Below are 14,237 nucleotides of genomic sequence, written 5' to 3' on the forward strand. Positions count from 1 at the left end.
GGTCGTCGCCAGCGCAAGGGATCAGGCTGACTTTGCCAAGAGCTTGTCGAGCCAGCGAGTGGGCAGGATCCGTCTTAGCAGGGCAAAAATTCTGGTTGGGGTGGTGACCGGATAGCGCGCCTTGGGGCGAGCGCTGGTCAGTGCATGGATTAGCGGCGGCAGACAGGCTTCGCTAGGCAGGGTAAAGCCACGGGCGCCGCCCTCTCGCTCCAGCCGGTTGAGGGTCTGCTGGTAGGCCGCCTGATGGCGGCTCCTGGTCGGGTCGATATGGCGCAGAAAGGCGGCACGGGCGTTGGCACGAAAGCGGGTATCGATGGGGCCGGGTTCAATCAGGCTGATATGGACGCCGCTGCCGGCCAGCTCGAGACGCAGGGTATCCGAGTAACCCTCCAGCGCAAACTTGCTGGCGTTGTAGGCGCCGCGATACTTCATGGCGACCAGTCCCAGCACCGAGCTGTTCTGGACGATCCGCCCCTCTCTGGCCTCCAGCATGGCGGGCAGCACCTGACGAATGAGGTGATGCCAGCCAAACAGGTTGGTATTGAACTGCTCGCGCAGCGCCTCTGTAGGAAGATCTTCCAGTGCCCCCGGCTGGCCATAAGCGCCGTTGTTGAACAGGCCATAGAGGCGACCACCAGCAAGATGGAGCGCCGCACTGGCTCCGAGTTCGATGGAGGCGGGATCCGCCAGATCCAGCTGTACTGCCAGCAACCCCTGCTGCTGCAAGCGCTCCACATCCTCTGCCTTGCGTGCCGAAGCGATCACGGTAAAGCCGTGCTGACCCAGCGCTTGGGCGGCAGCCAGACCAATCCCGCTGGAACATCCGGTGACAAGAACAAATCGGGGCATAGGGAGATCCTTGTGAGAGGGGAGACGGATGGAAAGTGGGAGTCTGTCAGCATGTTAACCTGCTGATCGGGGAAAAGAAAACCGGGCCAAGTGGCCCGGTTTGCTGACATCGTATTGCCTGATTACATGAAGGTAAGCGGCATGATGACGTGGAACTTGACGTCGTGCTCGGAGGCGAAGATGTTGGGGTAGTAAGTCCAACCGCCGCCCTGGCTGATGTCGTTGTTGTAGTCGGTATAGTGCAGCTTGAACAGAGTGCCTTTCAGCTTGCCATCTTGCACTGTGTAGCTGACATCGAAGTTGGCAGCCCATTCGGTATCTTCACCGTTGGCGGCTTTCTTGCCAAAGCCATCTTCAATATCCCAACCGTAGGCACCGGATACACCGATAGACCAGCCAGGTGCACCCACCAGATCATCCAGAGAGCGAGTTACGCCGAAGTAAACGGCTTTCTCGTTGTTGGCGTTCCAGTCAGAGCGGGAATCCCACCAAATTTCGTTAGCACCCTGGGAGTTGGCGTAGCCGCGGGTCAGACGGGGCAGGTAGTTGCCTTCTGCACCTTCAGCCTTGGTCCACAGACCTTCCAGACGGAAGCCGTACTGGGCATAGTTCCAAGCTGCGGTCAGCGCTTGCTGCCATGCCAGGCCATCGTAAGTCTGGATCTGGGAACCGCCCTTGGTATAGGTGTCGGTTTCAGAGCCGTAGAACTGGTAGCTGGTGGAGAGGCCGCCGATTACGTCAAACTTGTGAGCCAGTTTGAAGTGGTAGCTATCCATATAGCCTTCGGATTGACCGAAAGAGCCGGTAACGGCAGTGCCATTCTCAAAGGTGTAGCGAGCAGCAATACCGTGGATGTAGTCGATGACGTTCTCGTCAGCAAACGGGTCCATCCAGGCCTTGGCGCGGGAGAATACCTGAGTCTCTTTGTACCAGGGGGCCTTGTACTCGTCGGCGATGGCGTAGGTCAGGTAGAGACCACCAAAGTTGCCTTCAACCTGGCCACCACGATAGGTACCCGGCTGATAGGACCAGTTCACACCGATGACGCCCGGTACGTAAAGCTGGGTATAACCGCCCTTGGCAGTGATGCCGCCATCCAGGAATTTCAGCTTCAGCGCTGCGTTGGAGAGGCTGAAACCACCCTCAGGGGAACCATCTTTGTAGTTGTTGCCCCAGGTGTTGCCAGCAAAGGAGAATTCGTTCTCCTGGTTGACCGGATGATTCTCGGTCACAGCCAGGTCATAGGCGCCAAAGCCACCCAGATCCAGACCAACGGTGTCCCACGCATAACCGGAGTTGAAGTTCAGAGCTGCTTGGGTAGTGGCGTGGCTCAGGTTGGACTGGTATTTGCCTTCCTTGACCTTGGCGGTCGGGTCACCATCGATACGCTGACGGTCACGCTGGAAGTAGAAGAGGCCGCCGGTCAGTTTGGCGTCATTGACGAAGTTTTCGTAGGATTTGCCGTAGGTTGGGCTCATCATGTCCTGAGCTGCCAATGCCATACCGGGTGCTACCAGAGCGGCTACCACAGCGGCACTCAACGCGGCGCGCTTGAAGATCACTTTTTCCATTTTGTATTGCTCCTGATTTTATGGACTTAGCTTTTTTTGTTCCGGCAGTCGGCATCTGGCCCACCGCTCGGTATTGGCATTGCAATCAAAACCCCGCAGGGCAAAAAATCGTTCAGTTTGATCTCTGCAACCCCGATGTCTTGGCACATCTGTGGCAGTGCAGTTCTGTTCATCACTCTTTGTTTTTTATGTTCCGATTCTTGGCTATCGGACAATCACAAGAGTACGTTCGCGGTGCGAAATATCAATGAAAAGTTCCCGCCAAGTTTCAAAAGTATGACAGAGTGCAAATATTCATTGCGTGAAGGCGAAGGGCTCTCATTCCACGTCATGCGGCCATGAGAGCGTTTTCAATGGGTTGCAGAAGGAGGTGGGGGGCGAGCAGGACGACGGCCTGTCTGTGGTCGATATTAACCTGCAGGTAACAGATAATTTTGCGCAACAAAAAAACTCTCCCTCTGACAGGCGAGAGAGGGATCGGGGCTGTTAGCGCGCAATATTCAATTTGGCTGGCCCAGGATCAGCGGGATTTGGCGGGCCTGATGGTGAATGTGGGAGGAGACCTGCACCGAGAGCTGGTTGACCTGACTGGCATGCTGATGAATGCGGGCGATCAGGTCGGCAAAGCTGGCCAGTTTGTGTTCCTGACTTTTGGCATTGTCGGCACCCTGCAGGGCGATCACCGCAGTATTGCGGGCGATCTCCCGCACCGCCCGGGTTGTTTCCCGCAGTCGCTCGGCCTGCTCGCGCTGGCTGTTTGCCTCGCTGGTGATGCGGTCGAGCACGGTTCCAAGCTGGTCGCCTGACTGGGTCAGTCGCCCGAGGATCTCTGTGATCTGGTTGAGCGAGCGCTGGGTGTTGGCAGAGAGATGGCGCACCTCATCGGCTACCACGGCAAAACCGCGCCCCTGCTCGCCGGCACGGGCGGCTTCGATGGCGGCATTGAGGGCCAGCAGGTTGGTCTGCTGGGCGATGTGGCCAATCACGTCGACGATGGCAGTCACGTCGCTGACCGAGCGTTTGAGTGCCTGCAGCGCTTCACCGCTCTCGTCGATGGCAAGCCCGGTCTGGGTGGTCGCATGCAGCATGCTGCCAACCAGCCCTTCACTCTGGCTCATGGCCTGTTCGTTGTGGCTGGCATGGCGGGCTATCTCGGCAGCTACCTGATGCACCTCGCCAGCTAGCTGATTGAGTTCTCCCATCATCTGGCCGCTTTCATCGACGACCTGTTCGGTGGTGCGGGTGCTCTGGTGGATCTCCTCCACCTGGCTCACCATCCCCTGCAGGCTGGTGGAGACCGCCGAGAGTTGCCCCGCTTTCTGCTGCTGATCCTGTTGCAGGCGGCCAATCAGACGGTTGTAGCTGGTAACTATGTCTCCCAGTTCGTTGCGCTCACCAGCAGCAGGCAAGGGCTCCGCCTGTCCGGTGTTATCCAGTTGCAAAAAGGCGTGACGCAAGCGCAACAAGGGGGCAAGCAGCCAGCGGCGCTGCACCAGCGCGAAAAGGAGGGCCACCGCCACCAGGATCAGCGCCAGCGTGCCGAGTATGGTGGCCAGTCTCTGGTTCACGGCTTGCCGTTCGCTGGCAATCGTGTCGCCCATCTCGCGGGTGAGCTGCACCATCCGGGTAATATCCTGCTGCACGGCATGGCGGGCAGCCTGCTGTTGCTGCAGCGCCATGCGGCTGTTGGCGAGCTCCTGTGGATAGCGCTTGATGAGTGATTGCACCTCGCTGCGCGGCTGATCACCTATCTCCTTGCGCTCAGGCTCTCCCAAAGTGAATTCGTCCGCCGCTGGTTGTTCATAGATGCCGAGCAGTGGCAGCGCTTGCAACTGGTTCGCTTGCTTCGCCATCCCTTCCAGCTCGAGAGTGAGCCCTTCCAGCAGTTTGCTGCTTCCCTGCTCCATGTAGCCTTGACGCTGGTGGCCGAGCTGCGACAGGCTGGCGAGAATCTCCGAGGCGGCCAAGCGGTATTGCCGGGCAGCATTTGCCTGTTCACCGCTTTCACCCTGTTCTCCGTAGCGCAGCAGAGCCAGCGCCTGACTGGCGATCTCGTTCTCGGCATTTTGCAACAGCAACTGGCTGTTGCCGGAGAGCTTGCCCGCCGCCTGATAGTCGTGCTCTATGCGCTTGCCCATATCCTCCAGCTGATGCTGCAGAGGGGCGGCTATCTCTTGTGGCTGATTATTCAGCGCAACCAGAACCCGTGTGCGGATCTTCTCTGCTGCGGCTAGTTGTTGGGGATCACCTGCAGCGAGGTAGTCACGCAAGCTGTTTTGCAACGCGACCGTGACCTGTTGCTGCAACGCTTCATGCTGTCGCTGAGTCTGCTCAGTTTGCGCCAGCTGTTGCCACCCCCGGTAGAGCGCCAGCGCCTCGCCTCCCGCGACCAGCAGTAGAACGAGGGAGGAGAGAGTGACGTAGTGGGCAATTTTCACGATGTGGTTCCTGTCAGCTGTAGGCCATCCATGGGGCATGGCCTGAGCCTAACGGGGAGTGATGGCGTTTTTATGACACCATCTTTACCGCATCGATTTTTGCCAGTGCAGCAGGGGTTAGCTTGCGGCGGCGATGGCTGGAGGGGCTTTTTTGCTCTGCATGCCAAGCAGGGCACCGCCCATGATCAGGGCTCCGGCCAGCAGATGGCGAGAGGTCAGCTCCTCTCCGTTCAATGTCACCAGCAGCAAGGTACTCAGCAGCGGGGTCAGGTAGGCAAGGGCACCGATCCGGCGTGGATCGCCGTCTCGCAGCGCCAGATACCAGGTAACAAAGGCTGCTCCCATGGGGCCAAGGGCCAGCCCGATGATGAGGCTCCAGTCGCTGGTGGAGATCTGTGCCAGTGGCAGAGGCCCCTCCAGCAGACGGGCGAGCAAAAGCGCCAGCACGCCGGCGGGCAGACAGGCTGCTGCAGTGACCACGGCAGGCGCCGGTGGCAGACGGCGCGACAGTACCGAGTAGGCGCCCCAGATGATGGCGGCACCCAGCGCCAGCAGATAGCCGGGCAGATAGGCTTGCTGCAGTTGCGGCTCGCCATCGACCATCACCAGCATGGAGCCAGCCAGCCCGCAGATCCCCGCCAGAATGTGGCGAAGGTGGAGGGGATGATTTGGCAGCAACAGCGGGGTGAAGAGGATGATGCAGAGCGGCCAGAGGTAGTTGATGAGGTTGGCCTCAAGCACCGGGGCGTGGCGAAAGCTCATAAAAAGCAGCAGATGATAAAAGAGCAGGGCTGTGATGGTAATCAGCCAGGTGAGCGGGCTGGCCCGCCACTGGCGCCAGAACGGTAATGCCCCGGCCCCGCAGAAAAACAGCACCAGTCCCACCAGAACGAGTGGCGAAACACTGGTAATGCGCGACGTCAGTGCGGCCAGCGAGGCCCACAGCACAATGGTCAGCAAGGCAAAACCGGTGGATCTATCCCACCATGAACAACCGGACATCCAACACTCCTTTGCAAGATGAAGCTGCTGGCTTGGGCGCAGGTCCCAGCCAAAGGGAATCAGTCTATCAGAGAGAGTGCAAGCCAAGAATGCAGAGGGTGTCACAGATGAGAGGAGACGGGATTGACCACCGTCAAAAACGACCAAGGGGTTGGCATCGTGATGATGCCAACCCCTTGTTTTGTATGGCGCTCCCGACTGGAGTCGAACCAGTGGCCTGTCCCTTAGGAGCCAAGGTAGGTAGTGTTTCAGAAGGTTTTATAAAGTTGAGTTTCTGATGGTAACTGATTGTTTTTAATGTTTATTTTTCTTTTTGTGGGTTTCAGCTAGTTTCATGAAGTCTCACCCTATATCATGTTTGCTGTGGTACCCCAAGTGGTACCCCAAACAGGGGGGAGAGAATGCTATGGCAAGAAAACCGGTAACGCAGGATCGAGAGATCCCCTCATTGATTTTGCAAGGGGAGGCTTCGATTACCCGCTATGCGGTGAAATCTCCCCATGGCGGTGGATTAGCCATTGAAGTTAGGGCTGGGAAGAGCAAGCGGTTTGTCTATCGTTATCGGATTGCTGGTACTCAGGCGACAGTTGTTCTGGGTAATTACCCTGCGTTGTCGTTGGCACGAGCCAGGCTTGAGCATGCAGAGCTGGCTGCCCTGGTAAAGAAAGGGATTGATCCACGCAAGCATGTTGCTAGTGAAAAGGCTAAAAATGAAACGGCCCTGACGATGGATGAGCTACTTGGGCGATGGCTCGAAGCGCAGCATGTTGCTCAGGCCGTCAAGCCAAAGACTCTCCAGTGCCATCAGGAGCGTTGGAATCGTCACCTTAAGAAGAGCTTGGGTAATATTCGTCTAATCGATCTTACACGCGCCCATTTGGCGCAAGCGTTAGAGATCACTCGGCGTGCAACAAAAGACGAAACCCGTAAGGGGTTGGGAACGCTGAACCAGATGTTGGATTATGCGGTGGTTCACTGCCTGATCGAGGCCAACCCTGCGAGACTGTTGCGACCCAAGGATTTTGGTGCCAGTGCCGGTTCGCCAAGAGAGCGTTGGCTGACAGTCCCCGAATTGCGCAGGCTATGGAAGGCGATTGATGAGGATCTTGGAAGTGGTGGTAGCTTGGCGGCTGGAGGGCGTGGCGTTTCTCGCCATGCCACTATTTCTCTGCCAGCAGCGAATGCGATCAAGCTATTGATACTGACCGGATGTCGTAGAGGCGAAGTCGCTAATATGCGTTTTTCACATATTAGAGATGATATTTGGACAATCCCTGATACTAAGAATGGGAAGCCACATTCGGTATTCTTATCTCGACAGGCTAAAGCGTTGATTGATGAACAGGCACTATATGTAAACGGTGACTTTGTTTTTGAATCAGACAGACCTAAAAGTGATGTTATTGAGCCAATTTTAGTTGACTCGATAACTAGAGCTTTAAGGCGTTTCATTTCTCGTTCACTATCTGATATGGAGCCATTTACCGTACATGACTTACGACGTAGTGCTGCAACCAATTGGGCTGAGAGATTAGATGCAGAAGAGAGAGTGATCGAATTATGTTTGAATCATCTCCCACTCAATAAGTTGGTTAGAACCTATCATCGTTCGCGACATGATGATAAGAAAAAAATGCTATGGCAACGCTGGGGCGAATTGGTTGAACTTGAGATAGCAAATGAGCCGCAAAAAAATAATAATCATGGAAATGTTATTGAATTCATCAAAAAAGTGAAATAAAAAGGCGGACTAGTGTCCGCCTTTCTTTATTTTTTCGTATTCTTCTCGAATCAGTCTTGTGACTACCTCATTTTTTCTTCTATCTGTGTTTTCACATACAAAGTCTAGTTTTTTAATAATATCTTCAGATAGAACAATGCTTACCGCCTTTTTGCCATTGTTTTTATCACGATATGCCTTTTGTGACCAAGCTGATTTCATTTTTGCTAGCAATAACTCTCTTCTATCTTCAGAGTCGTTTAGTAAGTCGAAGGTTGTTATTATTCCATTTATGTGATTTTTTGGATGCCCATTTTCGACAAACCATATCGGATTGCTACCTTTGTAAAGGTAGTTCCAAGCCCACTCTTTATTATTTGAGTCTGCCCATTGGACAACATCACGTATCTTACTTACGAATATCCACTTTTCTTTTAAAGTATTAAGAATGGCGCTTTTTATTTTTGGTTCATGATCCAACAAATCAAAAAAACAAATAATAGATGCTTTCTTTGCTTTACTATCTTTTGGCAGGAGTGGGATTTTCATTATCTCAAAAAGATAGCCATCAGTTGAATTTTGACCTTTTCCTGTATTAAAAATATCTGCCTTATCTATATAGATATTGTTGTGTGGTGTTGATGATTTTAAAACTCTAATATAAGACCAAATATAATCGCATAGCCTTTCATTTTCTGTATCAATCCAGTCAAAGTTGTTTATTTCCATGCATTCAAAATTGATGTAATCAATCAATTTAACCTTGTTAATATCTTGTTCGAAACTAAAAATCTTATATGCAGAACGGTTTAATATAGCGCTGGCGTTTTTTTGAATTGCATTTAAAAAGGTATTTTCATCATAAATATGGTTGAAGTCTACATTAGGTATCACTTTTGACAGATAGTTTATTTGTCTATTTGTAAGGCCAATTGAATTTATTATTTGAGCCATCTTAATATCCCACCCTGTTATTACTTAGTAATTCAATGAGCTATTGTTGTCATTTTGTCGTTATTTTATGACTTTTTATTGCGTGATTTTCAATTTAATTGTGTCATATTTTTGAATCAGATCACTTAAGTTAGATGTTCTATCTATGCTGAATTTATGTTGTTTAAGGCTCAATACTACGTAAAGTGCTTATGGCTTTGTGCTGCAGTCATTGTGTCTACCTGGAACAAGATTGCATCACTCATCCGCTTGGTCTTGTAACAGTAATGAAGGGGTTGAGCTGTTATCTAGATATCCATTTTGAATAATGAAGCGTTACTCTTATGTATGACCATAAATGTCATATGCTGTACAAGTAATGCTTTTATGTATGTTGCAGGAATTATAGTGCGGTGTGTCCTGTAGTTGTTTTTGCTGGTGCTCTGATGAGGCATGTTTTTTACATGTGGGCATTCTCCTATGTACGACAAAGGAGCTCATCATGAAACTAATTAAATTGAAAGATGTCATGGCAATGACATCGCTATCTAAGGCATCTATTTACCGTCAGATGAATGACGGTAAATTTCCAGCATCAGTTAAGGTCGGCCCAAGATCTGTTGCTTGGGTTAGTTCTGAAATAGAGTCATGGATTGAAGGGAAAATAAATCTTCGTTAGGGCTAATTTCTGACGAGTAATTGAAATAAATTATCTCGTTGCTCAGGCTAGAAGTCTGGTCCTATCAGGGATTGGAGTTATTTAGCTGGTTTGACATTCAATGCTTTGATGTCGGCAATAGTAATATATAAATAAAGAGTGTAAATAAGGAGTGCAAGTAAACATCGAATAACACTGCATACTCAAGTATGCAGAACGACAGTACAAACATGTGGATGTCATAACCATCAGCATACCGAAATCCATAACCCATCATATCGCTAAGCTGATAGTACTGTTTCAAATCTTCAATGCAGATATGCTAATGCACACTTGCAAACCGCTACCTTAATTTTAATGCAGGCATACATTCGAAGCATGTGGCCATGCTTTTATTTATGGAGTTTAATATGTTCGACACTCTTAATGAATATCGAGTTGCGGCTGAACGCCACTATCAGAAAAATGGATATACTTTCGATAAGGATAACCTCAGTAAAATTGTTGCTGTGATGAATGATGCTTTTACTCAATACTCTAGGGTCTTTGCCTTTAGAGTTGACCTTCGCTTCCCTGATAATTTGTTTACTAGGATGCTATCAGAAGGTAGTTCACGTTATCATGGCGCTGTGCTGAAAGCATTCTTTGCGGAACTTGATAAACTGTTTGTGCTGGATCAGCTGTCCCAAGCTACAAATGGGAAAAGGGTTCGCAAAACAGCAATCAGATATGTTTGGGCGAGGGAGCAAACAGCAGAGGCTGTCGTTCCTCACTATCACTTGATGTTTTTCTTAAATGGGGATGCCTATTGCTCTCTGGGAAGATTTAAGTCTGAGAATATGAATCTGGCAAACAAGCTTCGAGTGGCTTGGCATCGAGCCGTCTTTGAAACGGATTTATCAATTGATTTTTGCAGGAGGCGAGGGTTGGTTCAACTTTCTGAGGAGGGACAGCACGAAGTGTTCTCAGATGATCCTGTGGCTATAAAAAAAGTGCTGCTCCATGCGGCCTACCTTGCCAAAAAGGAATCGAAGCGCCGTGGAGAGGGATATCAGTGTTTCGGGGGGAGTAACCTTTGAAGGCTTATTGGTGTTGATAAAAAGATTTTTACTGCAGTTTTAGATGGCATCTGATCCGGGAGTTTCTGCTCCCGGATCTGTTAAGCTAACCCTCATTTGTTATCGCATCAGTTGGAGTAACCCATGGCAGCCTATTCCCCACCCTTCACCCTGACCCACGCCATGTTGAGCCGGGTGGCGGAGATCGCCGAGTTGGTGGGGCAGTGGCGGTTTGCTCAGAGCTCCCAGGTGCCGATGCTGCGTCGAGAGAACCGGATCCGCACCATCCAAGCCTCGCTAGCTATTGAGCACAATACTCTGAGTGTTGAGCAGGTGACGGCAGTGATTGAGGGGAAGACGGTACTTGGGCTTCCACGGGAAATCCAAGAGGTCCGTAATGCGTTTGCTGCCTATGAGGTAATGCCTGATTGGGATCCTGCGTCTGCGGAAGATTTGCTCAGTGCCCACGGGCGACTGATGCTCGGACTCTGTGATGATGCCGGGGCATGGCGCAGTGGTGGAGTCGGTATTTATCGTGGTGAGCAATTGGTACATATGGCACCGCCAGCCAATCAAGTGCCACGTCTGATAGGACAACTGTTGCAATGGTTGGCAGATACTGAAGCCCATCCCTTGATCGCTTCTTGTGCGTTCCACTACGAATTGGAGTTCATACATCCCTTCTCTGATGGGAACGGGCGTATGGGACGCTTATGGCAGACGGTGATCCTGAGTCGCTGGCAGCCTGTTCTGGCCTTCTTGCCGGTCGAAACAGTCATCAAGGAGCGACAGGAACACTATTACCAACAGCTAAGCCAAGCCGACAGACTGAGTGACTGCACCGACTTCATCCTGTTTCTGCTTGAGGCATTAAGGGATGCTTTAGCTCAAGCGATTGCTGTTCAACCTGCATCGCAAGCCACTCAGTTGGAAAAAACGCGGGTAGAAAATCAGGCAAAAACGAAGGTAGAAATGCGGGTAAAAACGCCGGACTTGATCTTGGGTGTTTTAGCTGTTGAGCCAACCTTGACCCTCAAACAAGTGGCTGAGCGGATAGGCAAATCAACCAGCACCGTTGAGCGGGCAACTTCTGCCTTGGTCAAGGACGGGCGGTTGCGTTTTGTCGGGCCGCGTAAGGGGGGACATTGGGAAGTGCTGCCAGTGGGAGGAGAAACAGTTACGCAATGATGGTTCTACGAAAGGTGAGCTACACAGCCATGTAAGCCCCTGGAGGGGTGAGAAGGGGATAATGGATAACTCAATTGCGATTATTGCAGTGTGGTCGGGATGCTGAAGCAGCCGTGGATAGCCATCCGTGCTGGGCTTCGGCACAATGCCCACATCCATGGATCTGATGACAGACAACACTACTGATGGCTCGCATATTCACAAAGGCCCAATTGAGTAAACTCGAGAGCAAGAGCCAAGCCGAACTGTTGGCTATCGTGCTTGAGCTGGCACAGCACGTCCCCCTCGCCAAGAAACACCTGATTAACCAGTACCTCACCGCTGAAGAGGCGTTGCTGGAGCTGGCCAAAAAAGAGTACAAAAAACTCACCCGTCGTCTTCCTTCCTGGGATTACCAAGAAGTCGATGCCTTCTTCGCTACCTTGTGCACGCAGTTTATTCCGCTGCTGGGCAAGGGGATTACAGCGTCACCCAGGGAAGGAGAAACCTTTGCACTCGCGTTGTTGGGGCAAGCCAGTGAGCTGTATGAAAAGATGGATACCTCCAGCGGGAGCTGGGAGGATTACCATCTAGCGCTGGTCGAGCAGTGGCTAATGGCTATCGGTGCTCAACGTGAGTCCGTATCGTCTGAAATGCTGGCGCATCGGTTGCGTGAGGGATGGACCAGTATCGACCCCGCCATCAGCATCACCTACCTGCTTGATTACCGCGAGGTGCTGGGCACCCCGCTGGTGCGGGCCTTGCGGGATGACTATGCGGCTGCAGGCCAGTTGCCTGAAGCGCTGGGCTTGAGTCTTAGCTTGAGCGATATCGCGTTTTTTGATCAGGTACAGCAACAAGGGGGATTTACCCATCCCCGTCAGCAGATCGACTATGCACGTTTGTTGATTGATGAGTTGCGGGCCGAGCAGGCCATTACCGTGTTGCAGGCAATGGACCCGGAACAGCTGCAGCGCCATCGTCAATTGACGGGCTGGCATCAGGTGCTGATCCAGGCCTATCAGGAAGAGGGACGTCGCAACGATGCCCACGCCTTGGCATTGAGTGCCTTTGCCGCGACTCGGAGTAGCGAATTTTTTATAAGCTATTGTCAAAGTGGGGATGAGCCGAGAGAGGTGGCATTGGCCCGCTTTGTAGCGATTGCTGAACAGTGGGGTCTCTACGGGGTCTTGCTGTTGTTGGACGAGATAGAAGCGTGGCCGCAACTGGCACAGCGGCTCGCAAGTACCCCAGATACCGCCTTGTTGGAAGTGCTCGCCATCCTGACCGGCTCCACGGTGCGCACCTGGTCGAGCCGCCTCTATCAACAGGGGTTTACGGCGGTGGCTGTGCGTCTGCGTCGCCTATTGGTGACCTATGTCGTGAATCAGGGCAAGAGCACCTACTATACGGGGGCTGTGTCGGATCTGAAAAAGAGCCTGGATTATCAAGCGACCCTGAAGGAGGGGGATGGGCTGAGTGCATTCTCTTCGCCACAGGATTACTTAAATCAGCTGTATCAGCAGCATAAGCGTAAGAGCAGCCTCTGGGAGTTGGTTCGCCAAAAGCTACCGGCCGTCACCATCACGGCGAGCGGTGTGCTGTATCAGGCGGGGAAATAAGTGGAGGGGCATCGGCCCCTTCATTATTTCAGCCAGTTCATGACAGCATATCGGTGCGCTTTAGCTTGAAGCGACATCCCTGTTCAATTAACTCGGTCCGGTTGGCCAACACCAGGGGGTGTTGCAGGGACAGATCACGATGTTCACCGTCATAGCTCACCTGTAATCGCTCTAGGGCATAGTGCAGTAAGGGAATGCGCTGGGTGATCAACAGCTTCCCCTCCACCATTGCGTAATCGCTGGCGATGATGGCTTGCTGAGTGGTGCTGAGCTCGGGGTTGGGCACAACTACTGCAGTGACCTGAGTATTCCATTCCCGATCTTGCTTGCGGCCATGTTCCGACGCATTGAGCAGTTCGGGAGTCCCCCGAAAACGGCTCATCACGAAGTCCAGATATTCTCCCTTCTTCTCGCAGTAGGCGCGTACATGCCAGCGAATGCCGTCATAGACCAGGGTGTGCGGCACGATATTGCGGCCACTTCTCTCTTCTGAACTCAGCGACACATAGTCCACATCCACCCGCAGCTGGCTGCGGGCGGCCTGCACCAGACCGCGCACGATGACGGGCTCGATATGGCGATGGGGCACATCCAGGATCTCGATATGGCCGTAACGCAGATCCATCAGAGGTAGGCTCAAAACCCCAGCTACATGCTGGCGTTGATGTTGTTTCTCCCGGTGCAGCAGCATCAGGTACTCATCCACCTTGCCCTCGCTAAAACGGGGGGCGAACTGAGCGGTAGGTTTGTATCCCTTCAGCCTTTTGTCATACACCAGCCCCTCTGGCGAATAGTCGTTGAGGTAGAGGTTGATATCTCGCGATGCCTGCTGACGGCCGATGTTGAATGCGGTGCAGAGGTGATTGGTGGTGAGGCGGCCTTCCCACTGCAACACGATTTCCAGCAGGCGAAAGCGCAGGGTCTGATCCCAGGTGAGCTCATTGGGGGTCATACGTGCTCCAAAATGCGACATGTTTATGTGATCAGTATCGTCATGAGTATACAGGCTACATATACTGCTCGCATCTGAAGTCTGTGCCAAAGGAGCCTGCTTATGAGCCGCTATCAGGATACTGCCTTGCTCAAAGGACTTTGTTGTCTGGCCACTGCCGAGCAGGTTCACGAGCTCATCACGTGCGTATTCCGGTGAAGTTGAACAGTGATTCCGGAATCTGTGAACACCATTTCCGGAAAGTATGTGGACAGGGATTCTTCGAGC

Annotated in this window: 11 protein-coding genes; 5 read left to right on the top strand and 6 right to left on the bottom strand. The window is 52.3% G+C overall.

Annotated elements, in window-relative coordinates; translation table 11 throughout:
- Nucleotides 1–21: 21 nt before the first annotated feature.
- The 4 genes from AACR93_RS22295 to AACR93_RS22310 form a co-directional block, all read right to left on the bottom strand.
- The gene (locus AACR93_RS22295; protein ID WP_043852020.1) at nucleotides 22–849 is read right to left on the bottom strand and encodes an SDR family oxidoreductase; all 828 of its coding nucleotides are present in this window, start codon (nucleotides 847–849) and stop codon (nucleotides 22–24) included.
- Between the two features lie 122 nt (nucleotides 850–971).
- Nucleotides 972–2,420, bottom strand: coding sequence for an OprD family outer membrane porin (locus tag AACR93_RS22300; RefSeq protein WP_043852021.1), 1,449 nt, complete (start codon nucleotides 2,418–2,420; stop codon nucleotides 972–974).
- 500 nt (nucleotides 2,421–2,920) lie between these two features.
- Nucleotides 2,921–4,858: a methyl-accepting chemotaxis protein gene (locus tag AACR93_RS22305; RefSeq protein WP_043852022.1), complete on the bottom strand. Its 1,938-nt coding sequence runs from the start codon at nucleotides 4,856–4,858 to the stop codon at nucleotides 2,921–2,923.
- A 117-nt stretch (nucleotides 4,859–4,975) separates the two neighbouring features.
- Entirely contained in the window at nucleotides 4,976–5,860 is an 885-nt protein-coding gene (locus tag AACR93_RS22310) for a DMT family transporter (RefSeq protein ID WP_043852023.1), read from the bottom strand.
- A 406-nt stretch (nucleotides 5,861–6,266) separates the two neighbouring features.
- Here AACR93_RS22310 and AACR93_RS22315 point away from each other — a divergent pair, with 406 nt between their 5' ends.
- Nucleotides 6,267–7,601 carry a tyrosine-type recombinase/integrase gene (locus AACR93_RS22315; RefSeq protein WP_043852024.1) on the top strand — a complete coding sequence of 445 codons (1,335 nt, stop codon included), beginning with the start codon at nucleotides 6,267–6,269 and terminating at the stop codon, nucleotides 7,599–7,601.
- Between the two features lie 9 nt (nucleotides 7,602–7,610).
- Here the strand turns inward: AACR93_RS22315 and AACR93_RS22320 are convergent, their stop codons facing one another.
- Nucleotides 7,611–8,534, bottom strand: coding sequence for a hypothetical protein (locus AACR93_RS22320; protein WP_043852025.1), 924 nt, complete (start codon nucleotides 8,532–8,534; stop codon nucleotides 7,611–7,613).
- Nucleotides 8,535–9,015: 481 nt separating this feature from the next.
- On the opposite strand from AACR93_RS22320, the gene AACR93_RS22325 reads away from it, so the two are divergent.
- The 4 genes from AACR93_RS22325 (at nucleotide 9,016) to AACR93_RS22340 (ending at nucleotide 13,018) form a co-directional block, all read left to right on the top strand.
- Nucleotides 9,016–9,192 (top strand): helix-turn-helix transcriptional regulator, encoded by a 177-nt coding sequence (locus AACR93_RS22325; RefSeq protein WP_082044179.1) that lies wholly within the window; start codon nucleotides 9,016–9,018, stop codon nucleotides 9,190–9,192.
- A gap of 389 nt (nucleotides 9,193–9,581) precedes the next feature.
- Nucleotides 9,582–10,250 carry a YagK/YfjJ domain-containing protein gene (locus AACR93_RS22330; protein ID WP_197077984.1) on the top strand — a complete coding sequence of 223 codons (669 nt, stop codon included), beginning with the start codon at nucleotides 9,582–9,584 and terminating at the stop codon, nucleotides 10,248–10,250.
- A gap of 123 nt (nucleotides 10,251–10,373) precedes the next feature.
- Entirely contained in the window at nucleotides 10,374–11,417 is a 1,044-nt protein-coding gene (locus tag AACR93_RS22335) for a Fic family protein (RefSeq protein WP_043852027.1), read from the top strand.
- A 212-nt stretch (nucleotides 11,418–11,629) separates the two neighbouring features.
- Nucleotides 11,630–13,018, top strand: a complete 1,389-nt coding sequence (locus tag AACR93_RS22340; RefSeq protein WP_197077985.1) for a DUF6880 family protein — start codon at nucleotides 11,630–11,632, stop codon at nucleotides 13,016–13,018.
- 37 nt (nucleotides 13,019–13,055) lie between these two features.
- Here the strand turns inward: AACR93_RS22340 and AACR93_RS22345 are convergent, their stop codons facing one another.
- A complete protein-coding gene (locus tag AACR93_RS22345; RefSeq protein WP_024945971.1) occupies nucleotides 13,056–13,970 on the bottom strand; it encodes a WYL domain-containing protein in 915 nt (304 codons plus the stop codon).
- Between the last annotated feature and the right edge of the window lie 267 nt (nucleotides 13,971–14,237).

The organism is Aeromonas sp. L_1B5_3 (genome assembly GCF_963866575.1).
Taxonomy (GTDB): domain Bacteria; phylum Pseudomonadota; class Gammaproteobacteria; order Enterobacterales; family Aeromonadaceae; genus Aeromonas; species Aeromonas jandaei.

What these genes read in the sequence shown, in the direction of transcription:
- AACR93_RS22295 (WP_043852020.1), bottom strand. Translation starts at nt 849, where the DNA reads ATGCCCCGATTTGTTCTTGTCACCGGATGTTCCAGCGGGATTGGTCTG.
- AACR93_RS22300 (WP_043852021.1), bottom strand. Translation starts at nt 2,420, where the DNA reads ATGGAAAAAGTGATCTTCAAGCGCGCCGCGTTGAGTGCCGCTGTGGTA.
- AACR93_RS22310 (WP_043852023.1), bottom strand. Translation starts at nt 5,860, where the DNA reads ATGTCCGGTTGTTCATGGTGGGATAGATCCACCGGTTTTGCCTTGCTG.
- AACR93_RS22315 (WP_043852024.1), top strand. Translation starts at nt 6,267, where the DNA reads ATGGCAAGAAAACCGGTAACGCAGGATCGAGAGATCCCCTCATTGATT.
- AACR93_RS22320 (WP_043852025.1), bottom strand. Translation starts at nt 8,534, where the DNA reads ATGGCTCAAATAATAAATTCAATTGGCCTTACAAATAGACAAATAAAC.
- AACR93_RS22325 (WP_082044179.1), top strand. Translation starts at nt 9,016, where the DNA reads ATGAAACTAATTAAATTGAAAGATGTCATGGCAATGACATCGCTATCT.
- AACR93_RS22330 (WP_197077984.1), top strand. Translation starts at nt 9,582, where the DNA reads ATGTTCGACACTCTTAATGAATATCGAGTTGCGGCTGAACGCCACTAT.
- AACR93_RS22335 (WP_043852027.1), top strand. Translation starts at nt 10,374, where the DNA reads ATGGCAGCCTATTCCCCACCCTTCACCCTGACCCACGCCATGTTGAGC.
- AACR93_RS22345 (WP_024945971.1), bottom strand. Translation starts at nt 13,970, where the DNA reads ATGACCCCCAATGAGCTCACCTGGGATCAGACCCTGCGCTTTCGCCTG.